We start from the raw sequence: 22,761 nt of genomic DNA, 5'->3' as shown, positions 1-22,761 counted from the left end.
CCCGACCACTCTAGCGTTCGCGCGCGAGGCTGGCCACAAGCTGGTCGAGGCGCGTGTCATCGAGGCTGACGACGCCGCACATCCGCATCGCGTGGCGCAGGCTGATCCTGCCGACTTGCTGGCGCATGATGACCGGCAGGCAGCCCGGCCCCGCTCCGGTCAGCACGAAGGCCTGGCCGACCAGGACCGGTTCGGAGAAGGGCGCCCACTGCACGGCCACGAATGGGGCCTTCGGCCAATATCGCTGCTGGACATGGAAAGGCCCGCCACCGACGCGACTCGTGACGGGCCTTCCGAGTACGCCGGGCTTCCCACCGCCCGGCCATTTGCAAAACCAGCCGGCGGCGCGATCGTTCCATCAGGAAGCGCGGGCATCTCTGGGAGACGGGCTCACGGACCTTTGCGGGTCACTATTTGTGGATGAGCCATTCTATCAAGCCGGTCTCGACCAGCTCGCAGCCGGTAAACTCGTGAACCAGGCTTTTGGCCAGATCGCGCCATTGACACTCGGGCACGTTCGCTTCGGAGACCAGATCTCGAAACACAGCGCGCAGAATGTCGGCATCGAACGCTGAGACGGCAAAGGGAACCGGGTCTGTAGCTTCCCAGGCTCGACTGTTGCCATCGCGCTGGCGTTGGCGAAGGCGTTTCAGAAGCTCGCGCGCTTGCGCGATCGCGCGCCTGGAATGGTCCATTTCGCGGCGAAAGGCGATGTTTCCAGCAATGGAACGATGTCGTAGCAGGAAGCTGGCTTCGATAGCTGCCCGCGCCACGTCTATATGGCTTCCAACCATCGCTACCTCCCTGAGGTTGTTTTTTACGCCTCCGAAGGTGCATCTCAAAGGGGATTCAGCGTACGGTTTGGTACAAAACCCGCCTATGCGGTTGAGCACACCCGCGCGGTTGCTCAATTCCTGTCGGACGGCTTCGAGCGCATCCTCGACACCGTCTCGCGCTCGGCGCGTTTGGAGCGCAGCGGCGGCAGGCCACGGTCGATCAGGTCCATGTCCTCCAGCACCATGTCGCCCATGCGTTTGAAGGCGATGTCGAGGGCGCCGGCGCGATGGGCGGAGCGCAGGAAGCCGGGCAGCGCGCGCACGGGATGGTCGACTGCCAGCGGCTCCTCGGGAAAGACATCGCTGGCGGCAAGGATGTGGCCGCTCTTCACAGCCGCCATCAAGGCGGGGAAATCGACCACGCCGGCACGGCTGAGCAGGATGAAGGCGGCTCCCTTGCGCATCCTGCCAAAAGCATCGGCGCCCAGAAACCCCTGGTTCTCGGAGGTTACTGAGGCGACGACGAAGACGAAGTCGCTTGATGACAGCACCTCGTCCAGCGAGGCCGGCTCGACGCCGTTTTCCCTCAGGATCGACGGCGGCAGCCAGGGGTCGAACACCTTCGTGTGGGTGCGGAAGCCCGACAGCAGGCGGTTGAGGGCGCGGCCGAGATCGCCAAAGCCGATGATGCCGACATCGGCTCCTGAAAGCAGCCGCGCCGTCTGGTTGCCGTCGCCGCCCCACAGTTCTTCGCCTTTGCGGAAAGCAAGATCGGCATCGACGATGCCGCGGGCAAGGTTGAGCGCCATGGCCAGGCCGAGCTCGGCTACCGGCTCGGCGAAGACCAGGCCCGTCGTGACGACATGGATACCCCGTGCGAACAGTGTTTCGTAGGGCATGTTGTCGAGGAGGTTGCTCTCGACATTGAAGACGCAGCGCAGCGCCTTCATCGCCTCAAGCGTCCGCGGGGAGATCGGCGGCTGGCCGACGATGTAGCGGGCCTCGGCCAGCACCTCGGCCGGCAGCCGCGCCACGCCGTCGGGCGTCGTCTCGACGATGCGATAATGCGCCTTGAGGCGCGCCAGCTGCGGCGGCGTGAAGATCAGTTCGAGCGTGCGCGGCTCGGGCGCGCTGATCACCAGCGGCAAGGCGGTGTCTGACATTGGCAAGGTCCTCCCACGCGGCTTGTGGCGCTTTCTCGGTCCTAAATCTATCCCGTACCGGCGGATTTGAAAGTACGGTGGACCGATTCGCCCGGCGCGGGGCGTTTCGAACAATCACCACGGTCGTCATGGTACAATTGACATTGGCGGCGAAGCCGGTGTTCTCTGCGGTATCCAACAAGGGGAGATAGCTGGTGAAGAAATACGAGAAGCCAACCTGGCAGAAGCGCGAACGGCTTTCGGCCGTCACTGCTCTAAGCGGATCTTCAGGGTTACCGACCACGCTCTGAATGGGCTACTGCATTCGCCGGTCGAACAAAGGCGCGATCGACCGATCGCGCCTTTTGCCTTTGCGAACGAGCAGGCCGTCACCCACGCCGCTTCGGCGGTGCGGGCTTCTGTCGCTCGCCGCTTGGCTCGGCGGACAGTCGCTGCTTGCGAAGGCGCTCGGTCTTTGCGTCGCGGGCCTGCCGTTCGGCGTCGAGGATGAGCCGCGACTCGCGATCGGCTCTCTCAAGCTTATGCTTGTCGACCAATCGGGCCACTTTGTCCTCCGGCAGCGTGTCGCATTCCATGAAACCAACGCCGTTCGGCAAGGTTCCGTTGGGTCCGAGCTTTGAGATCGCGTCAGGATTCTGCGTGGTCCGATCGCTCGGCGCGATGACCGGTCTGCCAACTGGTGAGTTGGCGCTCGGCCTCCGATATGGTCACGCTCATCAAGCCGTCAAATTCGGCCATGGCTTCCATATGCCCATGATCAATGATGGATTTGCGAAGAATGCGCATTGCCAGAATAGCATCCTGCAACGCGCGGTCGATATTCTTGACCATGACAGGATCTCCTGCGGGAATAACCTGTCGGCAAGCCGCTTGTTCCCACCGAACGGCACTGGATCTGCTTTTTGAGCGCGATGTCGCTGTCCCGGTGAAGCGCTCCAGCGGTTTCCTTCTCCGGGAGGGGTGGAGGCAGGTTAGAGGTACGGCCCTCAGGACAGAACCACGATGACGATAGAGGGTGGAAAGCCCCCTCACGCCATGCCCGGCTCCCGCCGCATTCCCAAATGGCGCACCTTGCGGCCGATGATCATCAGCCTGCGTGCCGTGTTGTTGCGCAGGCGCCGCGCGCGCCATTCCAGCCCGGTTTCGGTGGTGATCCGCCTGGCATAGACACTCACACGCATGCCGGCCTCATCGGAGGCCAGCTTGACCGGATCGTCATAGAAAGCGGCGATCTTGTCCGCCGCCATGCCTGGCGTTTCCAGCCAGCGTGGAATGTGAACGGAATGGAGCTGATCGACGTCGATCATGACCCGCCCTATGCCGACGCCCGGCGTCGGGCATGTCGTCCAGAACGCGTCACCGATGAAGACGACCCCGTCGCGGCGATGGCCTTGCGTCGTGGTCAGGTTGATCTGCCGGACCTCGACGGGACTTGAGACAGCGAAGTTGCCGCATTGCGCCGATATTTCAGGCATCAATTCGCAAAGCATTTTCTGCGGATTGGCCCGAAAGTCCCTCGTCCATTGTTCGGCCACGGTGCGATAGACGAACATGTTGGCCCGCATCTTGTCGCCGAGAGGAAAGACGGTGATGTAGGCGACGCGGTCGCTGGCCCGCCTGCCGTAGCAGGTGACGGCCTGGTAGCCGCATTCGCGCGGCGGAATGGCGAGGTCGAAACCCATCGACAGCGAATGAGCTTTCGATTGCTCGACCCGCTCGACGCCGATGGCGCGCCGCACCGCTTCGCTGTGACCGGTGGCGACCACCAGCAGGCGAGCCGTGATGACCCTGCCGTCGTTCAGCACAAGGCGCTGCCGGTCCGGTCCGGTCGAGACCTCGGCGACCTTGCCGACCGTTATCGGCACTTGCGGGGGAAGGGCATCGCGCAGCCCGTTGATCAACGCTCCATAGGAAAATGCGTATTCGGGCCTGCGCTCACGCGCGAACAACTGGCCAAGGCGGAAGACATGAATGTCGTCAAACGGCGTGACGAGCCGCATGATCGTTTTGTCGAGGCCGAGCTTCTCGAACAGCCGTATCTGATCGGTACCGATTTTTTCGGCCCGGAACTCGTCGTGATGAACGCGGTGCGGATCGATCAGTGCCACCTTGCGGCCGGCTTTTGCCAACACGGTTGCCAGCGTGGTGCCGGCCATTCCGGCGCCAACGATCGCCACGTCGACTTCGATGGGGTCAGCGTCGGCGGGGGTGATTTCGCTGCCCTTCATGCTGGTCATCTTCTGTCTCCACAATCCGTGGTGGAAAATATCTTCCGGACCATAATCAACCTCAAGCAACCAGCGCGGGTGGCCGGTAGTAACAAACGTTTAGGTTAACCACCGCCACCTCTTTTCCAGCGCGGCGCGATCGCCGAGCCGTCGATGAACTCCAGGCCGCCCGCCTCGTTGAGCGTGTGCAGCTTACGCCCACTCCATAGCGCGCCGGGGGTTAAGATCGTCTCGACACGCTGCTCCATGCCGTTCAAATCAAGGTGAGTGACGCGTGCGATGCCAAGGGCGCCGCCGTAGCTCCTGCGGCAGTCCTGTACCGGACGCAGCAACTGGCCGTCACGTTCGACCATGCGTCCGGCCGGCCGCGCCGAGGCGATGTCGATCAGCACCGGATTCCTGGGATGCGGCGTCCAGGGGCCGCGAAAGTCAGGCGCCGACCACAGATGCAGCGCGTCCGAGAAGGCGCCGCCGCCGTCCCGGGCGCTGCCTTCACCGTCCCGGACGGTGGCGAACAGCCACCACGAGCCGCCATGCTCGACCAAGGTGGCGTCGCTGGCGACGATGTCGGACAGCAGCGTCGCTTCCTTGACCCATCCGCCCGGGAAGGCCGTGGCGCGGTAGAGATCCACCGTCCGGTTGGCGCAGCTTTCCGGCACCATCCAAACCTCGCCATCACGCTCGAAGACGAAGGGGTAGGAGAGATGGTAGGGCAGATCGAGCACCGGCTCCGGACGGCCGATCGGCCCCGACGGACCAAACGGCACGGCGGAAATGATGGCTCGGCCCAGGCGGTGGATATAGTCCTCGACGAACAGGGTTACCTGTCCCTGATGAAGGATCGGGAACGGATCGGCGTAGAAGCGGCTGCCGTCGTCGGGCAATTCTCGCCAGCCAGAGGCCGGATGCGCGCGCAGGTCGAACAGATCCCGCCCGCCGGTCTGGCGCCAGCCGACCTTCCAGTGCGGGGCGTTGTAGCAGAGATGGTAGATCTTCTGGACGACGCGGCGCGCCAATGCCTTGCCCGCCCTGACGCCGAGCTTGCCGGCCGAGGGCAGCGATGGCGGCCCCCTGCCGTCCTCCGGCTCGGGCAGGGCGGGCAGGGCGCCCCGCGCCGCGCCCGTCACCGCCGCCAGGATCAGGCTTGCCGTGCGCGCCACCATGTCTTGGAACGAGGCGAGCGCAATGCCGCCATATTCGGTGCCCAGGCGTCCTTCGGCGACGACGGCGCCGTTCTCCTCGATGCAGGCCCGCGGGGTCCGGCCATCGAGGATCGACGCCAGCAGGGCCGCTTCGCCGCCGGCGCCGTCATAGGTCACATGCCAGACGCGTGTTCCTTCCATTCGCACATCGCCGCAGAGGTCGAGCACGAGGTCGGGCGCGGCGGCGGGCTGCGTGCGGTAGGGTGCCAGCGCCGACAACGGCAGGCGCTTGGCCAGTCCGTCCGCGGGCAAGCCATGGATGACCGTTTCAAGCTGGAACAGTGCCGCGACGCTGCCTGGAATGCCGCTCCCGGCTGGGCGTGCGTCGACGCTGACCGCGACCTCGGCGAGCGCGGCCAGGCGCTGCAGCAGCAGCAGGTGAAAGGCACGGAGGCAGTCGCTGTCCAGGCGCAGGCTCACCTGCATGTCGCACCCCTAGAATTCTGATGTTCGGTATTGGCCGGTGTTCGATTTTTAGGCACGATCGGTGGGCGACGGTCGGACTGGAGGAAGATGTTGCTCCATTTCCATTCGTTTCCCACTCGCTTGCGCCCTGTCAACACGGCCCATGCCTCTGCTACGCAAACTCCGTGCCAAAAATCAGAGGAGCTCCCAACATAATTAACAGTGTTTTAACAGTTGGAGTAATAGCTAAGCTTAAGCCGCAATTTAAGCTTTTGGGGCACATGGAGTGTTGTCGGAGCGACCTTTGCAATCATCCCTGCTCTCGTTGCCGCAACAACACGCTCCAGAGGTGATGCAATATGCGCCGGAGCCACCGCCGGCCGCGTCCTATCCGTCCTCGACCGTCGAGCTGGGTGACCTGAAGCGCATTCTGGTGCGCCGCCGTTTCCTGATCCTTGCCACCGCCGCGCTGCTGACCCTCGGGGCGCTGCTCTATGGACTGTTCACGCCGGCGCTTTACAGCTCGGTGGCGGAGATCATCGTCGATCCGCAGGACCTGCAGGTGGTCACCAACGACGTCAATCCGAGCCGCGTTCCGCCCGATGGCGGCATCACCATGGTGGAAAGCCAGGTTGCCGTCGTCCAGTCGAGCGGCGTGCTGCTCAGGGCAATCGCGGCGACCAACCTGACCGAGGACCCGGAATTCAACGGGCAGGGCGGGTTGTTGAGCCGCTTGCTCGGCGGCGTGCTGGGCTCGGGCTCGGCCGAAACCGACAAGACGGGCAAGACGCTCGATGCGCTGCGCCGGCGGCTTGCGGTCAAGCGGGCCGACAAGGTGCTGGTCCTCGACGTGATCGTCACCGCCAAGAGCGCCGACAAGGCGGCGAAGCTCGCCAATGCCATCGCGCAGGCTTACCTGGCGGATCAGGCGAGCGCGCGCGCGAAGATGGCCACGGATGCTTCCGACTCGATCACGGCGCGGCTGGACGAGCAGCGCAAGCGCGTCCAGCGGGCCGAGAATGCGGTCGAGGCCTACAGGTCGGCCAACAACATGGTCATGGCCGCCGGCAATCTGGTCAGCGACCAGGAACTGACCGAGATCAACACGCAGCTCGCCGCCGCGCAGAGCCGCACCGCGACGCTGAAGGCGCAGGTCGACCAGTTGCGCCGGTCCGGCGGCGCGCCGGACGCGACCTCGGAAGCGATGCGCTCGGCGGTGATTTCGAGCCTGCGGGCGCAGGAGGCGACACTTGTCGACCAGGTTTCGCAGCTCGGCACGGAGCTCGGGCCGCGCCATCCTTCGATGATGGCGGCCCAGCAGCAATTGCGCGACACGCGCGCGCTCATCGCGCGCGAACTCGGTCGTATCGCCGCCGCCGCCGAAACCGACTACGAGCGCGCGCTGGCCAACCAGCAGGCGCTGGAAGCGAAGGTCGCGGGCATGAAGAGCAAGTCGCTCGACACCGACCAGGCCTCGGTCAAGCTGCGCGAACTGCAACGCGATCTCGAGGCGGTGCGCTCCGTCTATGCCACTTATCTGCAACGGGCGCAGGAAACGCGCGAGCAGGTCAATGTCGACAGCACCAATGCGCGCATCATCTCCGACGCCATGCCGGCCCTGAAGAAGAGCTGGCCGCCGCTGTTGCTGCTGGTGTTCGGCGCGTTCTTCGGCGGGCTGGGGCTCGGCACCGGCATGGCGCTGATCGCGGAATATTCATCGCCGACGGTGCTTTCCAGCGCGCAGATGCAATCGGCCATCGACGCGCCCGTGGTGGGCGTGCTGCCGGCAAAATCAGCGCGCCGCCGCTGGTGGCCTTTCGGCGGCGCCGCCGCGCCGGCCGGACAGAAGATGGACGCCGTCGCCGGCCTGGCGTTGAGACGCCTGTTCTCCTCCAGCCGGCGTCCGCCGAACTGGCCACTGGTACCGTCGATCCTGGTGACGTCGGCGCCAGAGGACGCCGCGCAGCGGGGCCGGGTGGCGCGCCTGCTGGCCAACGCGGCGGCTGCCAGGGGCAGCCGTGTCCTGTTCATCGACACTAACAATGCCGGCGGCAGCCAGAAGGAGCCGCAGCCAGGTCTCCTCGACGTGCTGCGCGGCGAATACGCCTTCGAAGCGCTCAGCCAGTACGCGCCCGGCAGCAACGTCGCGCTTCTGGGCAAGGGTCGGCCGAAGGCTGCTTTTTCCGAGGCGCAGGGCGTCTATTTCACACAGCATATGCTGGCCCAGGCGAGCCGCAATTTCGAACTCGTCGTCGTCGATGGCGGCGCGCTGGCCGACAATCTCAACGCCTCACCGCTGGTCGCCATGGTCGACGAGATCGTGCTCGTCGCCACGCTGAACGCGACGCCGATGCGCGACGTCACGGCGGCCTCGCAAGCCATTTCGGTCATGGGGCGGTTGCCGACCGGCGCCTTGCTGGTCGACGAGGCGGCCTGACATGGCTGCCATCCGGGGCGCCGCCCGGTCCGCCACCCCGGCGGCCGGCTGGGCTGGCCAGGGTCAAGCCCCGACCGCGCCCCGCACCGGCAATTCCGTCGACTGGGTGACCGGCTACGGCCTGGTCGCGGTGGTGGCGCTGCTGTTCAGCATTTCGGGCGGCATGCTGTGGCTGGTGGGCTACAATTACGACGGCCTGACGGGCAATCCGGCGACCAAGATCCATCCTTCCACCTATCTGCTCGTGCTGATGTTTGCCTGGCGCGCCTGCACGTTCGGCAACCCGGTCGGCTATACGCTGGCCATCGCCGACAGGCGGCCTGCCAGCGCGCTGCTGGCCGTCATGTCGATCATGCTGCTGGTCGTCGTCATCGTCAGGCAGCGCCCCGGCATGGCCGGCATGATCGACACGTTCGTGGCGGCGGCGCTGCTGGTGATGATGCTGGCCGAGGCCGACGAAAAGACGTTCGCCCGCATGCAAACCGTGGTGCACGCGGTGATGACGGTCAACGCGCTGCTGGCGCTGTTCGAGTTCGCCACCAAGACGCTGGTCTTCCCCTACCGGCTCGACGGCGAGGTGTTCATGAACGACCTGCGCTCGACGGCGCTCCAGGGCCATCCTCTGTCCAACGCCACGATCACCTCGATCTATGTGCTGGCGCTGCTCTCCGGTTCGAAATCCCTGTCCATGCCGCTGCGGCTCGGGCTGATCGGCCTGCAATGCGCGGCGCTGGTGGTATTTGGCGGGCGCTCGGCGATGGTGACGACGATCGCGCTCGGCGGCATCTATCTGCTTTTCAGTGGCGTGGCTTATCTGCGGCGAGGACGCATCAGCCTGCCGGGTGCCGCCCTTGCCGTCATGCTCGCCTCGCTGCTGCCGGTCGTGGTGGTCATGCTGTTCTCCTACGGCTTCTTCGACGCGCTGCTGGAGCGCTTCGTGTCCGACAGCGGCAGCGCCAACGCCCGCGTCGAAATGTTCGAGCTGTTCAAGCATTTCGAACTGCGCGACCTGATCGTGGGGCCCGACATCGATCTCATCGAAAGCCTGCGCCGCATCAACGGCCTCGAACAGGGCATCGAGAACCCGATCATCCGCCTGCTCCTCTATCAGGGCGCCTTCTTCACCCTGCTGTTGTTTTTCGGCTTCGCGCTGTTCATGCACGAAGTGGCACGCCGCTGCCATCCCGGCATCTGGCTGCCGATGCTGGGCTGGCTGATCCTGCTCAACACCTCCGAAAGCCTGGCGTCCAAGACGACGCTGATGACCAAGTTCGTGGTGATCGCGCTGGCGCTTTACAGGCCGGTGCGGCCAGCGCGGACGGCGGGGCGTCCGGGCGCACAAGGGGTGCCGAGGTAGCGCTGCTCTACGGCGACAAGGAACTCGGCCGCATTTGGAAGGCGGTTATTCCGGCATCCTCAACCCGAGTGCATCCACCATCGCCGGGTCGAGCGAGCGGGTTTTGTCGTCCATCATGCCCATGCCGTCGAACAGGTCCCAGAAGGCCCAGGGGAAGCCGGATGCCTCGGCGCTCTGCCTGACATCGGCGATGTAGCGGGCGCGGTCGGGATTGGGGGCGGCGACGTAGCGGGCGTCGGTGCGCAGCGCGCCGAATTCGCCCATGATGACGCGCGTCGGGGCGATGCCGTGGCTGTCGGCCCAATCGCGCGCCTGGCCGATATATTTGTCGACGAACCAGCGATCTGGCCTGGCGTCGAAATAGACCTTCAGCACGCGTTCGGTTTCGGCATAAGCGGCCTGCTTGTCCGCTTCCGAGGTTTCGGTGTCCCCGGCCATGCGGGCCCTGACCGAGGCCAGCGTCCGTTCGAGCGAACCGGCGGAGGCTGGCCATGGCACGTTGTTGAGCGCGCGGTAGACCGGCTCGCGCATCCAGGGTGCGCCCTGATGGCTGAACAGATAGGGTTCGTAGAAATGGAAGGTGAACAGGATCGGCTCGAAGGCCGCCAGCGGTTCCGGATCGAGCGCGGCAAGCCCGCTCACCATCGAGCCGCAGCCGCCGGTGACGACCAATGGCAACGTCTGGGATGACGCCCTGGCCGCCGCCAGGAGGGCCGCCTGGACGTTCGACCAGACGTTGGAGGAGCAGGATTGCGGCGGTTCGTTGACCGGCTCCAGCGCCACCATGCCCGACGGGAACCGCTGCAGCCTGCCGGCAAGCGTGCCGACCAGCGCGCGATAGGCTTCGAATTCGGGCGCGGCGGTGCTGGAGACCATGCGGTCGGGATTCCAGTAATGGGTGGCGCCGTTGGCCTGCACGTTAACGATGATGCCGAGATCCGCATCGATGACTGCCGCGACGGCATCGTCCAGCATCGCCAGCAATTTTGCGCGCGTGGCGGCATCGGCGGCCAGGAACGGGCCGGGATCGACCGGCAGGCGGACGAAGTCGAGCCCGGTCCGGCGCAGCCGGCGAAGGTCGTCCGGTGTCGGCACCGGCCGCTGCGACTGGAAGGGCGGCCAGTCATAGTCGGTGCGCGGCGCGGGAAACTCACGCGTCAGCGCGAACCAGGGCCAGGCGTTGACGCCGCGGCCAAAACGCCATTCGCCGGTGGCGGCCAGCGCGGGCGATGCGGACGAGAGTGCTGCCGTTGCGGGCACCAGCGCCGTCGACAGCGCGGTCCTCAGCAGCCGCCGTCGCGACCAGCCCGTCATACGGCGCCGGCCGAGGGACGGTCGACGGGCTGGGCTGCGGCGGCGCTCACGCCCAGAAGCCGGTAAGCTTCGGTTTCATAGGCAAGCAGGACATCGTCCCAGCGGAAAGCTTCGTTGGCGCGGGCTCTCGCGGCCGCGCCGCAGGTCCTGACCAACGCGTCATCCTCCATCGCCTGCCGCATCCGCTCGGCGCAACTCTGCCGGTCGGTGAAATAGATGGCGGCCGCGCCGGCGGTCCATCTGTTATAGGGGTTGTCGTGAGCGATCACCATGTTGCCGGCGGCCAGGGCCTCGACCAGCGACGGGTTGGTGCCGCCGACGGTGTGGCCATGCAGATAGGCGCGCGCGTGAAAACGCAGCGCCTTCACCGCCGCCTGGTCGTAGATGGCGCCGGGCAGCACCACCGAGGCGTTCGCCGCCTTGCGGACGGCGACATGGTAAGGGATATCGGGGGAAAGCGTGCCCAGCACCACCAGCTTCATGTCGCGCTTCTGGCTGCAGAAGGCCTCGACCATGGGCAGAATGTTGTTGTCGGGCTCGATACGCGCGATCGAGATCAGGTAGTTGCCAGGCTCAAGGCCGAGCGCGCGCACCGGCGCCTCCGGTGCCGATGTCACCGGGTCGGCGCCATAGGTGATGGTGGCGATGGCGCTGCGCGGCCGGCGCGTCGCCAGGTGGTCCGCGATCACCGGATGGTCGGCGACCAGGCGGTGCGAGGCCCAGGCGCCGATCCATTCGTTTAGCCAGAACCATGTGCGCGCAGCCATACCCCATTTTGGCCGGCGCCACTCGATGCCGTCCATGTTGGTGATGATCTTGCGCCGCATCAGCCTCAGCCAGGTCAGGAAGACCGCGCCATTATAGCCGAGCACCAGGCAGATGCCGGGCCGCCGGGCGGCGTCGAGCACGCATTGCCAGTCGAATTCCAGCGTCGCGCGGGGACCTTTCGAGGCGACCTGGACGTGGATGAGATCGATACCGTTCCAGGTGTCGACACGCACCCTTTGGTCGACCCGCTCGACCTCCTCCTGGCAATAGACGCCGACCTTCCAGCCGCGCCCGGCAAGAAACAGCGCCAGCTTCTCGGCGAAGGTTTCAAAGCCACCATGGGCCGCTGGAATGCCGCGCGTCCCGAGGATCAGGATGGTGGGCATTTCAGGTTTCATGGCTGCTGGCGCTTTCAAGTCCGCTCGATTCCGCAATGCGCGGCCGTCCCTCTGGAAACCACAGCCCAGCGAATATCCGTGCCAGACTCAGTTCCAGCCATCATCGCACCGGGGTGTAAAATATTTCTTCCAGCGGCCGGAGTTGTTTCACTATCGGTCAACTATCCCAGCGTATGTGTATCGAAACAAGGCAATGCCGCGACCGGGCGACCTGCAGACGGAGAAATCAGGGCCGGCATGATCCTTGCTCATGGACTTCTGTGCGCCACACCGGCGGAGGACGTGCAGCATTTGGTATGGTGATCCGGGTTCTACATCCGCTCGTCACCATGCCGGCAACAAGTGAAGTCCAAAGGGGTGTTGGGCTTGAAGTCTCCAGTCGCCTGTTCTGTCAGGCGGCGGGATCGTCAAACTACCCCTGGCAGAAAGATGCATGGGAATATGTGGATTGCATGCGTCCATCAGGGCTATGAACTCTATGGTTCCGATCGCAGCTTCGCGGAGAGCGTCGCCGCGTTGCGCGCCGCGTTTCCTTCAGCCGATATCGAGGTCGTCCTGCCGCGCAGCGGACCGATCGTGCGGATCCTCGAACCGCATGCGACCCGGATCGTCTTCGAGCCGCTCTGGGTGCTGAGGCGCCAGGCGATTGCGCGCCTTGCCACCATCGAGATGGCGCGGCTGCCGGTCGCGGTGCTGAGGGCCTGGCGGCGGCTCCGGGATTGCGATCTCACCTATGTCAACACCTCGATCGTGGCCGACTATGCGCTGGCCGCGCGCCTGCTGCCGCACAAGGCCGTGCTGCACATCCACGAAATTCCCGAAGGCGCCATGCGCAGGATCCTTGTTGGCCTGATGCACTGGAGCCATGCCGATCTCATCTTCAACTCGCGCGCCACGCGCGCCGCGTTCGGCGAGCCTAGATCCGCGCGCTCCCATGTGGTCTATAACGGCGTTGCCGGCCCGGCCGCGGCCGAAGCGACGACCTATGACGGCAAGCGGCCGCTCAAGGTGCTGCTGCTTGGCCGCATCAACAGGATCAAGGGCCAGGAAGTGCTCTTGGAGGCGATCGCCTCGTTGCCGGCGGAACTCAAGTCGAGGATCGAGGTGCGGCTGGTCGGCGGCGCCTTCGAAAGTACCGAGCGCGAACGTGCGCTCGCCGAACTGGTTGGCAGCATGGGATTCGGCGGACGCGTCAGCGTGCTGCCCTTCATCCCCGATCCCTCCGAGCATTATCGCTGGGCCGATATCGTCACCGTCCCCTCGCGGCGTCCCGAGTCGCTCGGCCGCGTCGCCATCGAGGCGATGGCCTATGGCCGGCCGCCGCTGGTGTCGGCGATCGGCGGGCTGGTCGAGGTGGTGAGCGACGGTGAGACCGGCTGGCATGTTCCGCCCGGCGATGCCGCCGCCCTTGCAGCCAAACTCGAGGAGATCATCCTGCGGCCCGAGGCCTGGCGCTCCTTTGTCGCTGCCGGGCGGGCGCGCTACGAGGCGGTCTTCAGCGAACCGGTCGCGGCGGCGGCGATCGCGGCGATAGCCGCCGACAAGCTGAAGACACCCATCGCGAGGCCGGGGCGGGCGGCAACCGCCCGCCAGGCGGAGACACGGCCGTGAAACTTCCTGGCCATCTGGTGCGGCGTCTCGTGCTGATGATCGGCGGCGAGGCGATGCAGAGCGGCTTCCACTTCGCCCTCAACATCGCGCTGCTGCACATGCTTTCGGCGCAAGGCTACGGCCTCTTTGCCATCGGCATGGTGATGGGCGGCGTCGGCCTGTCCTACATCAGGTCGCTCACCGCCGTTCCGGCCTCGATATGGATGGGCAAGAGCACCAACAGCGCCGGCGTCGATGCCTATGACGTTGCCTTCGGGACGGCGGCGCTGGTTGTTGCCTTGCTGATGGCCGTCGGCACGGCGATCGTGATGCGTCTCTTGGGCGACCCCAGCGGAATTGCCGCGGGCTGTTTCGTCGGCGCATGGTCGCTGCGCAGCCACATGCGCACGGCCTTCTTCGCGCGCCGCCAGCAGGTGATCGTTTCCGTCAGCGATGCCGCCTTCACGATCGCCGGCACGGTCATGGCCGGCCTGGCGATCTGGCTGGCCAAGGACGCGCTGCAGACCGTGTTCTATGCGCTTGCGGCGGCCAATGTGTTTGGCATCTTCGTCCTGGTCAGGCTGGCGCGCCGCACGATGCGCATCAGCTTCCGCATGCCGACACGGCGGCGCTATGCTAGGCTGTGGTCCCAGCTCTGCTGGTCGGCATTCAGCGCCACCACCACCAACATCCAGGGGCAATGCTTGGCGCTGCTGGTCGCGGGCATTGCCGGGCCGGCCGCCTATGCGCCGCTGGCGGCGGTGCTGGTGCTGTTCGCGCCGCTGCGCATCAGCAGTCTTGCCTTCGTGAACATGACGCAGCCCGAACTCGCCAAGCTGATGCGCAACAACGAAACGCGCCGTGTCTGGGCGCAGGCAAAGCTGTGGGCCGTTGTCATGGGCGTTGGCGCGGTTGTCTATGGATGCGCCATCCTGTTCGTCCTGCCGATGATAAAGTCCCAGGCTCTCCAGGACGCGTCGGTGGGATTCATCGGGTTTTTCGTGATCGCGAATTTCGTTCCGATCATGCTCTACATCATGCCCCGCATCGTGCTCGAGATAATGGGTGACTTCCGCATCGTCGCCTTCATCACCCTGGGCGGCGCCATCGTCGGGCTGGCGTTGATCGCCATCCTGCTGTCGATCGCCTCCCCGCCATGGGCGCTGCTGGGTTCGGCGGTGTCCGAGATCTTCGTGCTCGTGGCATCATGGTATTTCGTGCATCACCGCATGTGGAACATCGAACACCCGGACCAGCAGCGCGACAGCCGCCTGGGCTCCTGGCGACGGGCGGTTTCGTTCGCCGCGGTCAAGCGATAGGAGAAGGATGTGACAGGCCACGCAGTGCAAATTGCCGCGATGACCGACTTGCCTGGCGGGCAGGTCTCGCATCCCACCTCCGTCGCGGCGAACGACGCCTATACGGCAAAACTGCACACCAGCCTCGAGGCGGTCAGGCCACTCTGGCTGCGCCTCCAGGAAAGCGGTGTGTGCACCGGCCACCAGAATTACGCCTGGGCGGAAGGGATCGCCACGCGGCTGCTGCCGGAAGGCGCCGAACTCCTCATCGTCGAGGTGGGCGACGCCACGACTGGCGAACCCAGGATGCTGGTGCCGCTGATGCGGCGCAGGGCCTTCCATCATTGGGTGGTCGAATGGTTGAGCTGTGGCGTCTGCGACTATTCGGCACCGCTGCTGGCCGATGCCAGCCCGTGGGCGCGACAATCCGCGCAGGCTGCGTGGGCGGCGGTGCGCTCGGCGCTGCCGCCGGCGGACCGCGTCCACATCGTGGGGATTCCCCGACAGATTCAGGGCGTCGCCAATCCGCTGGCCTTGCTGTCGGCCACACGCGATTCCATCCAGACCACTTTCGGCCTCGCCATCGACGGCGATCCCGAAACAGTGCTCAAGCGTCTCTGCAGGCCATCCTTCGTCAAGGAATTCGGCAAGGACTGGCGCCGCCTCGAACGGCTTGGCAGCGTGGAACTGGTCGAGGCCGGGGCGCCGGCCGAGGTTGACCGTATCTTCGGCGAACTGGTGCGGATGCGGCTCGACCGCTTTCGCGAGCTTGGTCGCTTCGATCTGCTGACCCAGGAGAACATCGTCGAATTTTACCGGAACGCGGCTGTTCAGGGCCTGTTGGACGGTTCGGTGCGGCTTTTCGGGCTGCTCGTCGGCGAGGCTCTGATCGCGGTTCAATATCTGCTCGTGCATCAAGGGACTGTTCATGCTCTGCTGATAGCAATGGACCAGGGCGTCGTGCCCAATGTCTCGCCGGGGCTTGCAATCATGGGCAGGTTGATCGGCTGGGCGCGCGAACGAGGCTTTGGATATTTCGACCTGTCGGTCGGCAACCAGAGCTACAAGGAACATATGGGCGCCAAGGGTTCGGTATTGGTCGAACTCTGCCATGGGTTCACGATGCGGGGCAGTGTGGCGACCACCGCCATCGAGTTCCGCAGGCGGATCGAGGCTTTCGTACGCTCCAGCCCAAGGCTGCTCAACGCGGTCCAGGGAACAATGCGGGGTTTTCGGCGCTTGCGTGGATAATGCCCATGCGCCCCAGAACGAATGGGAGAGGCATGTGGCAAGCCAGGCAGTGCGGTTGGTCGCGACAGCGGATGCACCGGTTCAACCGATTTCGCCGGTTAGAGCAGGCATGGGCGCCACCGCGCGCTATACGGCGCGGCTGCACACCAGCTTCGACACCGTAAGGCAGCTCTGGCAGCGTCTTGAGGAGACCGGTTTGTGCACCGGCCACCAGGGCCTTGCCTGGGTGGAAGGGATCGCCGGGCGGCTGATGCCCAAAAGCGCCGAGCTGCTCGTCGTCGAGGTCAATGATGCCGCCACGGGCGCGCATGTCATGCTGCTGCCGCTGATGCGGCGCCGGGCGCTCGGCCACTCCGTGATCGAATGGCTGAGCTGCGGGGTGTGCGATTATTCGGCGCCGCTGCTGGCCGATGCCAGGCCTTGGACCAGGCAAAACGCCGACGCCGCCTGGGCCGCGGTCCGCGCCGTGCTGCCGCCGGCCGACCGCATCCATATTGCGGGGATTCCGCGGGAAATCCACGGCGTGGCCAATCCGCTGGCGCTGCTTTCGGCGGCGCGCGACTCCATTCAGATCGCCTCGGGTCTGGTCATGGATGGCGAGCCGGAGACGCTGGTCAAGCGTATCTGCAAATCCTCGTTCACCAAGAATTTCAACAAGCACTGCCGCCGCTTCGAACAACTCGGAGGCCTCGCACTGGTCGAAGCCGAGACGCCTGAGATGATCGAGGAGCAGTTCGGCAGGCTGCTCGACCTCAGGCTCAACCGCTTTCGCGAACTCGGGCGCTTCGACCTTTTGACGCAGGCGCCGATCGTGGAGTTCTACCGCAACGCCGCGCTGCAGGGGCTTTCCGACGGCTCGGTGCGGCTGTTCGGGCTGCGCGTCGGCCAGGCCTATCTCGCTGTCATGTACGTGCTGGTCATGAAGGGCACCTTGCACGCCCTGCTGCTCGGGATCGACCAGGACGCGGTGGCCAACGTCGCGCCGGGCCTGACGATGATCGGCAAGCTGATGGTGTGGGCACGGGCGCAAGGGCTCGGCTATTTCGACCTCTCGGTCGGCGGACAGGGATACAAGCAGCATATCGGCGCCTCGAACTCGGTGCTGGCCGAACTGTGCGAGGCGATGACGCTGAAGGGCAGGGGCTCGACCGCCTATATCAGGCTGCGCTGCAAGGCCGAGCTGTTTGTGCGCTCCAAGCCGCGGCTTTACAAGGCCGTGCAGGGCGTGATGCGCCGTTTCCGGCGGTTGAAGACCTGAAGGACGCCGCCCGCGAAATTGACAGGCGCGCGTGTCTCCGCCATCCTTGGGGCCAGTCGCCGGGCCGCCAAAAGCGGCCGAGTTCCGTGTCAGGCGACCGAGGGCGAAGCGCATGTCCACTGCCGTGAACGGCCAGAACTCCAAGCGCGCCGCGGTGCGCAAGGCACTTGACCGCCACAAGGTCTACGTCACCGCGCAGCGTTTCTCAGGCGGCACCTACAGTGCGCGCGTGCTGGTCGACGGCGAGGCCTACTGGGTGGATGAGTTCCGGCTGAGCCAGTTGCAGCAGGGTTTGTCGCCGGCCGAGCTGGAGCTGACGCCGGCGACGGACGACTGAGACCACGTGATAAATCGCGAGCGGTGCCAGGGTAGCGCCCCACGGCGCGAAGGAACAAGGCGGTTGTTGGTTTCCGCCAGGCTCGGCTTTTGACATGCCGCCCGCCAAGCTCGGATCCTATCGCGCCAAGCGCGAATTCTCGAAGACGCCGGAGCCGGCCGGCGGGCTGATGACTGGGGGCGGCAACCGCTTCGTCATCCATAAGCATCACGCCACGGCGGACCACTACGATCTGCGCCTGCAGGTTGGCGATGTCTTGAAAAGCTGGGCGGTGCCGCGCGGGCCATCGCTCAACCCAGCCGACAAAAGGCTGGCGGTGGAGACCGAGGACCATCCGCTCGAATACATCGATTTCGAGGGCGTCATTCCCGAAGGCGAATATGGCGGCGGGCCGATGATCGTCTGGGACACCGGCAGCTGGGCGCCGATGGACGACGTCGACAAAAGCCTGCGCACCGGCGCCTTCAAATTCCGGCTGGCCGGCGAAAAGCTCAATGGCGGCTGGATGTTGACCCGGCTGAAGCCAAAGCCCGGCGAAGACGAGAACAAGAAGAACTGGCTGCTGTTCAAGGAGCGCGACCTCGCCGCCGACACGGGGCTGAATATCCTCGAAGCGCGGCCGGAAAGCGTGAAATCCGGCCTGCGCATCGAGGAGCTGGCAGCGCCACCTAAGCCGGCCGCGAAGTCCGCGCCAAAGCCCGGTTCGCTGAAGCCGAGCGACCTGCCGGGCGCGGCCAAGGCGCCAGCGCTGAGCCGCATCGAGCCGCAACTGGCGAGCCAGGTGCCGAAGCCGCCGGGCGGCGAAGGCCTTGCCGAGAATACGAACGAGCCCTGGCTGCACGAGATCAAATTCGACGGCTACCGCACCATGGCGCATATCTCCGACGGGGAGGTGCGGCTGATCACGCGCGGTGGCATCGACTGGACGAGACGCTATGGCGACTTGCCACATGCGTTCGCCAAGCTGCCGTGCCGCGAGGCGATCGTCGACGGTGAGATCGTCGTGCTCGATGCCAAGGGCATTTCCCGCTTTGCGCTGTTGCAGGACGCGCTGGCAGCGGGCGCCGGCAGCAAGCTGCATTTCTACGCCTTCGACCTGCTGCATCTCGACGGCTGGGACCTGATGAAGGTGCCGCTCATCCGGCGCAAGGCGCTGTTGGCCGAACTGCTTGGCGGGCTTGGCGCCAACTCCGCGATCCAGTTCTCCGACCATGTCGAGGGTTCCGGGCAAGCGCTTTACGACCAGGTGACGGAACTCGGCCTGGAGGGCGTGGTCTCCAAACGCGCCACCGCGATCTATCAGAGCGGCCGCACCAAGAGCTGGACCAAGACCAAGGCGCTCGAAAAGGACGATTTCGTCATCGCCGGCTACACCATTTCGGACGCGGCCGAGGGGCTGGCCGCGCTCGGCATGGCCGAGTGGGTGGACGGCGAACTGCACTATCGCGGCAAGGTCGGCACCGGCTTCGATGCCGGGACCGCGGCCGACCTGCTGGCCCGGCTTGGGCCGCTCACATCCGGCGCCACGCCGCCGGAAGGCGTGCCGCGCGAAATCATGCGCGAGATGCACTGGGTCAAGCCGCTGTTTTCGGCGCGCATCCATTTTGCCAACCGAACCGCGGACAATTCGTTGCGCCACGGTGTGTTCCGGGGCCTCAGGGATGTCGGCCTGTCGACGCCGGTGTCGGCCAAGCGCAAACGGCTGATCTCCGAGGCCGACCTCGCCACCATCTGGGTGACCAACCCGACGCGTCGGCTGTTCGGCAAGACCGGCCCGACCAAGCTCGACATCGCCGTCTATTACGCGCTGGTCGGCGACTTCATGCTGCCGCACATCCTTGGCCGCCCGGTGTCGCTGGTGCGCTGCCCGACCGGCCTGCCCAAGGACTGCTTCTTCCAGCGTCATGCGTTCACCGGCATGCCGCCTTCGGTGGTGACGTTCCAGGCGACCAATTCCGAGGGCGAGACCAAGTCCTATCTCTCGGTCGAGGGCGCGAAAGGATACCTGGCGCTGGCGCAGTTCGGCGTCGTCGAGTTCCACACCTGGGGCACGCATCGCTCGAGCCTCGACAAGCCCGACCAGATCGTCCTCGACCTCGACCCGGGCGAGGGGATTTCCTGGCGCGAGGTGGTGGAGGCCGCCGTGCACATCAAGGGCGAGCTGGAGGGGCTTGGCCTGGTGCCGTTCGCAAAAACCTCCGGCGGCAGCGGTATCCACATCACCGTGCCGGTGACGCAAAAGCAGAACTGGAAGAAGCTGCATCAGGCAACCAGCGCCATATCAACGCATCTAGCGGCCACCGCGCCCGACACCTTCACCACCACAATGGGCAAGGAAAACCGCAAGCGGCGCATCTTCATCGACTATCACCGCAACGCGCGCGGCCACACCTCCGCCGCCCCCTATTCGCTGCGCGCCCGCACCAACCTGCCGGCCTCGACACCGGTGAGCTGGGCCGATCTGGAGGCGATCGATGCACCGCAGGATTTAAATTATGCGTCGCTGCCGGGGTTGCTGGAGACGTCGGGCGATCCGTGGGCTGAGATCGACGACTTCGCCAGGGATTTGCCGGTGGTCTCGGGAAAGGTAAACGGGCTTTGAGGCACCCTTCGACGACCAGGGCTCCTGAACTTCGTCATCCTAGGGCGAAGCAGGAGCGAAGCTCCGTCGCGAAGACCCTAGGATGACGAAGCGTGGAGCGTTCGCTGTGGTCGCCGGCGTGTCGGCTCAAACGCCATCGACGCTTTCGACAATTTGAATTATCTTGTCGCCGGTCCTCTCGCAGCCCCGGCGGGAAGATTTCGTCAGGGATTTGTCGGTATTGTGCGGGGTCGGTGTAGGATTTGCGCAGCCTTGTTCGTCCTTCGGACGAAGCGCTGCGAAGTAACAGTCAGTGCATGGCCGCGTAGGAGTTCATCATGGCGCCCAGGGCAAGTTGGAAGGGTTACCTCAAACTCAGTCTCGTCAGCTGTCCGGTGCGGCTATATCCCGCCACCAGCGCCAGCGAGCGCATCTCGTTCAACCAGCTGCACAAGAAGACCCACAACCGCATCAACATGAAGCCGGTCGACCCTGAACTGGGGCTCGTCGAGCGGGCGGATCTGGTCAAGGGCTACGAGTACGAGGACAAGCAGTACATCATCATTGACGATACCGACCTCGACGCGGTGCGCATCGAATCCAACCACACGATGAACATCGAGGCCTTCGTCGATGAGGACGAGGTCGACGTCATCTATCAGGACGCGCCCTATTACATGGCGCCGGACGGGGCGATGGCGGAAGAGACTTTCGCCGTGCTGCGCGAAGCGATGCGCAAATCCGGCAAGCTCGCCATCGCCAGGCTGGTGCTGTCCAGCCGCGAGCGCGTGGTGACGATCGGCGCGCGCGAGAACGGGATGTTCGTGTGCACGTTGAGGAACCCGAACGAAGTGCGTGGCACGGCTGAATATTTCGGCAACATTCCAGCCGGCAAGCCTGACCCGGAAATGCTGCAGCTTGCCGAAGCGCTGATCAAGCAGAAGGAAACCACCTTCGATCCGAAGAATTACGAGGACCGCTACGAGGTCGCGCTGATGACGATGATCCGCGAGAAGCTGAAGGGCCACAAGCCGATCATCGCGGCGGCACCGGAGCGCGGCAACGTCATCAACCTGATGGATGCGCTGAAGGCCAGCCTGTCTCAGTCGAAGCCGCCGGCCAAGTCGAAGAGCAAGGCCGACGAGCCCGCCAAGCCCGCCGCGAAGAAGGCGGCCGCGGGTGGTGCGCCTGAAAATCCGCTCAAGGCCAACCTGCTCAAGGCGGTCGGCAAGAGCAAGAAATGACGGCTCCGGCCGTTCCGGGCGCTGTCTTCGGCACGATCGGCGCACTGGCGGCGTTTCCGCTCAGGCTTGCCACACGCGAGGTGGAGCGCCAGCACGGCCAGCTCAGGCGCGGCGTCACCCGCCGCACTACGCATGTCGTGTTCGGACGCGCATTGTTGGTCAAGGCGGGACTGACCAAGGCCGGACTCACCAAAAATAGCGATAGCGAGATCGAACGTCGCGTTGGCGCCGAGCGCGCGGCCGGGCGCATTCTCATGAGCGAGAACGGTTTCCTGCGGCTGCTCGGGCTGATGAAGGCGCCCGAGGCCTCTTCGCTGTCGCGCCAATCGCTGATCGATCAGTCAAAGCTGTCCGGCGCCGATCTCGACAGGCTCAGCCTGTTCGACGCCTTCGAGCATGATGGCGAGCCCTTTTCCTTCCGCGACCTGATCCTGGCGCGCAAATATGCGGGGCTGATCGCCGGGGGCGCGACATGGGGCGCGATCGCGCGCTCCGTCCACCGCTCCGGCCCGGTGGCTTCGCTGACCGCCAAGTCGCTCAATGTCGGCTCGCAGCACGGCCGCCCCGACGCGATCTACCTCGAAGGCGGCCAGAGCGAGCTCGACGGGCAGCTGCTGTTCGATCTCGGCGCCGCGGCACAAGGCGACGACACGCTGGAAGATTTGTTCGCCGAGGCGGAAGCCGCCGAGGAGGGCGGCGACCATGACGGGGCCGCCGCACTCTACCAGCGCTGCCTCGCCATCGATCCCACCGACGCCATCGCCGCCTTCAACCGCGCCAACTGTTTGCGCGGGTCCGGGCGCGTGGCGGAAGCCGCGCATGATTATGCCAGGGCGATCAAGCTCGATCCGGTCTTCGTCGAAGCCTGGTTCAACCTGGCCGGGCTGATGAGCGAGCAAGGGCGCGACGCTTCGGCGCGAAGGCATTTGCAGAAGGCGATCGCGCTCGACAAGACTTATGCCGACCCGGTGTTCAATCTGGCGCGGCTGGAGTTTGACGCCGGCAATCTGCTTGAGGCGCGGCGGCTGTGGTCTCGTTATCTGGAACTCGACTCCAAGTCCGAGTGGGCCGGGGTCGCCGCCAAAGGCGTGCAGTTCGTGGATATGGAGCTGGCGCAGAAGTCGGCGGGCTGAAATGTTTGCGCTTGAACACCG

19 protein-coding genes are annotated in these 22,761 nt (G+C 65.3%); 10 read left to right on the top strand and 9 right to left on the bottom strand.

The features are described from left to right. Positions 1-10 precede the first annotated feature (10 nt). The 7 genes from FJ954_RS23660 to FJ954_RS23630 all read right to left on the bottom strand — a co-directional run bounded on the left by FJ954_RS23660 (position 11) and on the right by FJ954_RS23630 (position 5,795). Positions 11-220, bottom strand: a complete 210-nt coding sequence (locus tag FJ954_RS23660; RefSeq protein WP_224622569.1) for a hypothetical protein — start codon at positions 218-220, stop codon at positions 11-13. Between the two features lie 190 nt (positions 221-410). Next, positions 411-794, bottom strand: a complete 384-nt coding sequence (locus FJ954_RS23655; protein WP_140663501.1) for a DUF2379 family protein — start codon at positions 792-794, stop codon at positions 411-413. Between the two features lie 113 nt (positions 795-907). Further along, positions 908-1,939 carry a hydroxyacid dehydrogenase gene (locus FJ954_RS23650; protein ID WP_015316831.1) on the bottom strand — a complete coding sequence of 344 codons (1,032 nt, stop codon included), beginning with the start codon at positions 1,937-1,939 and terminating at the stop codon, positions 908-910. Positions 1,940-2,307: 368 nt separating this feature from the next. Beyond that, positions 2,308-2,535 carry a hypothetical protein gene (locus FJ954_RS23645; RefSeq protein WP_015316832.1) on the bottom strand — a complete coding sequence of 76 codons (228 nt, stop codon included), beginning with the start codon at positions 2,533-2,535 and terminating at the stop codon, positions 2,308-2,310. Positions 2,536-2,566: 31 nt separating this feature from the next. Further along, entirely contained in the window at positions 2,567-2,770 is a 204-nt protein-coding gene (locus FJ954_RS23640) for a hypothetical protein (RefSeq protein WP_140617918.1), read from the bottom strand. A gap of 197 nt (positions 2,771-2,967) precedes the next feature. Continuing rightward, positions 2,968-4,176, bottom strand: coding sequence for an NAD(P)/FAD-dependent oxidoreductase (locus tag FJ954_RS23635; protein WP_181166486.1), 1,209 nt, complete (start codon positions 4,174-4,176; stop codon positions 2,968-2,970). Between the two features lie 95 nt (positions 4,177-4,271). After that, on the bottom strand, positions 4,272-5,795 hold the full coding sequence (locus FJ954_RS23630; protein WP_140663499.1) for a formyl transferase: 1,524 nt from the start codon (positions 5,793-5,795) through the stop codon (positions 4,272-4,274). A gap of 283 nt (positions 5,796-6,078) precedes the next feature. On the opposite strand from FJ954_RS23630, the gene FJ954_RS23625 reads away from it, so the two are divergent. After that, on the top strand, positions 6,079-8,211 hold the full coding sequence (locus tag FJ954_RS23625) for a Wzz/FepE/Etk N-terminal domain-containing protein (protein WP_140663497.1): 2,133 nt from the start codon (positions 6,079-6,081) through the stop codon (positions 8,209-8,211). Between the two features lies 1 nt (position 8,212). After that, positions 8,213-9,568, top strand: a complete 1,356-nt coding sequence (locus tag FJ954_RS23620) for a VpsF family polysaccharide biosynthesis protein (RefSeq protein WP_181171322.1) — start codon at positions 8,213-8,215, stop codon at positions 9,566-9,568. A gap of 45 nt (positions 9,569-9,613) precedes the next feature. Here the strand turns inward: FJ954_RS23620 and FJ954_RS23615 are convergent, their stop codons facing one another. Together FJ954_RS23615 and FJ954_RS23610 are read right to left on the bottom strand one after the other, a co-directional pair. Further along, complete coding sequence (locus tag FJ954_RS23615) at positions 9,614-10,882, bottom strand: cellulase family glycosylhydrolase (RefSeq protein WP_140663495.1); 1,269 nt, start codon at positions 10,880-10,882, stop codon at positions 9,614-9,616. Then, on the bottom strand, positions 10,879-12,048 hold the full coding sequence (locus FJ954_RS23610; RefSeq protein ID WP_140663493.1) for a DUF1972 domain-containing protein: 1,170 nt from the start codon (positions 12,046-12,048) through the stop codon (positions 10,879-10,881). The genes FJ954_RS23615 and FJ954_RS23610 overlap by 4 nt, the downstream gene beginning before the upstream one ends. Before the next feature lie 441 nt (positions 12,049-12,489). Between FJ954_RS23610 and FJ954_RS23605 the strand changes: the two genes are divergently transcribed. The 8 genes from FJ954_RS23605 to FJ954_RS23570 all read left to right on the top strand — a co-directional run bounded on the left by FJ954_RS23605 (position 12,490) and on the right by FJ954_RS23570 (position 22,740). Further along, positions 12,490-13,659 (top strand): glycosyltransferase, encoded by a 1,170-nt coding sequence (locus FJ954_RS23605; protein ID WP_140663491.1) that lies wholly within the window; start codon positions 12,490-12,492, stop codon positions 13,657-13,659. Further along, a complete protein-coding gene (locus tag FJ954_RS23600) occupies positions 13,656-14,957 on the top strand; it encodes a hypothetical protein (RefSeq protein WP_181177906.1) in 1,302 nt (433 codons plus the stop codon). Before FJ954_RS23605 ends, FJ954_RS23600 begins: the two co-directional genes overlap by 4 nt. A 9-nt stretch (positions 14,958-14,966) precedes the next feature. Then, complete coding sequence (locus FJ954_RS23595) at positions 14,967-16,187, top strand: GNAT family N-acetyltransferase (protein WP_140663489.1); 1,221 nt, start codon at positions 14,967-14,969, stop codon at positions 16,185-16,187. A 109-nt stretch (positions 16,188-16,296) separates the two neighbouring features. Further along, positions 16,297-17,445, top strand: coding sequence for a GNAT family N-acetyltransferase (locus FJ954_RS23590; RefSeq protein ID WP_246681131.1), 1,149 nt, complete (start codon positions 16,297-16,299; stop codon positions 17,443-17,445). Positions 17,446-17,557: 112 nt separating this feature from the next. After that, positions 17,558-17,782: a hypothetical protein gene (locus tag FJ954_RS23585; RefSeq protein WP_015316844.1), complete on the top strand. Its 225-nt coding sequence runs from the start codon at positions 17,558-17,560 to the stop codon at positions 17,780-17,782. Positions 17,783-17,876: 94 nt separating this feature from the next. Next, on the top strand, positions 17,877-20,384 hold the full coding sequence (ligD, locus tag FJ954_RS23580) for a DNA ligase D (RefSeq protein ID WP_140663485.1): 2,508 nt from the start codon (positions 17,877-17,879) through the stop codon (positions 20,382-20,384). Positions 20,385-20,701: 317 nt separating this feature from the next. Then, positions 20,702-21,607 carry a Ku protein gene (locus FJ954_RS23575; RefSeq protein WP_140663483.1) on the top strand — a complete coding sequence of 302 codons (906 nt, stop codon included), beginning with the start codon at positions 20,702-20,704 and terminating at the stop codon, positions 21,605-21,607. Further along, positions 21,604-22,740: a tetratricopeptide repeat protein gene (locus FJ954_RS23570; protein WP_140663481.1), complete on the top strand. Its 1,137-nt coding sequence runs from the start codon at positions 21,604-21,606 to the stop codon at positions 22,738-22,740. The genes FJ954_RS23575 and FJ954_RS23570 overlap by 4 nt, the downstream gene beginning before the upstream one ends. Positions 22,741-22,761: the final 21 nt, after the last annotated feature.

Origin of the sequence: Mesorhizobium sp. B2-3-15, assembly GCF_006442875.1 — a bacterium.
Classification (GTDB): domain Bacteria; phylum Pseudomonadota; class Alphaproteobacteria; order Rhizobiales; family Rhizobiaceae; genus Mesorhizobium; species Mesorhizobium australicum.
The sequence above is the reverse complement of the archived record's forward strand: the minus strand, read 5'-3'. Positions and strand labels throughout refer to the sequence as shown.

Coding starts and splice junctions, on each gene's coding strand:
- FJ954_RS23615 (WP_140663495.1), bottom strand. CDS start 10,882: ATGACGGGCTGGTCGCGACGGCGGCTGCTGAGGACCGCGCTGTCGACG.
- FJ954_RS23630 (WP_140663499.1), bottom strand. CDS start 5,795: ATGCAGGTGAGCCTGCGCCTGGACAGCGACTGCCTCCGTGCCTTTCAC.
- FJ954_RS23655 (WP_140663501.1), bottom strand. CDS start 794: ATGGTTGGAAGCCATATAGACGTGGCGCGGGCAGCTATCGAAGCCAGC.
- FJ954_RS23570 (WP_140663481.1), top strand. CDS start 21,604: ATGACGGCTCCGGCCGTTCCGGGCGCTGTCTTCGGCACGATCGGCGCA.
- FJ954_RS23640 (WP_140617918.1), bottom strand. CDS start 2,770: ATGGTCAAGAATATCGACCGCGCGTTGCAGGATGCTATTCTGGCAATG.
- FJ954_RS23590 (WP_246681131.1), top strand. CDS start 16,297: ATGGGCGCCACCGCGCGCTATACGGCGCGGCTGCACACCAGCTTCGAC.
- ligD (WP_140663485.1), top strand. CDS start 17,877: ATGCCGCCCGCCAAGCTCGGATCCTATCGCGCCAAGCGCGAATTCTCG.
- FJ954_RS23605 (WP_140663491.1), top strand. CDS start 12,490: ATGTGGATTGCATGCGTCCATCAGGGCTATGAACTCTATGGTTCCGAT.
- FJ954_RS23635 (WP_181166486.1), bottom strand. CDS start 4,176: ATGACCAGCATGAAGGGCAGCGAAATCACCCCCGCCGACGCTGACCCC.
- FJ954_RS23620 (WP_181171322.1), top strand. CDS start 8,213: ATGGCTGCCATCCGGGGCGCCGCCCGGTCCGCCACCCCGGCGGCCGGC.
- FJ954_RS23610 (WP_140663493.1), bottom strand. CDS start 12,048: ATGAAACCTGAAATGCCCACCATCCTGATCCTCGGGACGCGCGGCATT.
- FJ954_RS23585 (WP_015316844.1), top strand. CDS start 17,558: ATGTCCACTGCCGTGAACGGCCAGAACTCCAAGCGCGCCGCGGTGCGC.
- FJ954_RS23650 (WP_015316831.1), bottom strand. CDS start 1,939: ATGTCAGACACCGCCTTGCCGCTGGTGATCAGCGCGCCCGAGCCGCGC.
- FJ954_RS23575 (WP_140663483.1), top strand. CDS start 20,702: ATGGCGCCCAGGGCAAGTTGGAAGGGTTACCTCAAACTCAGTCTCGTC.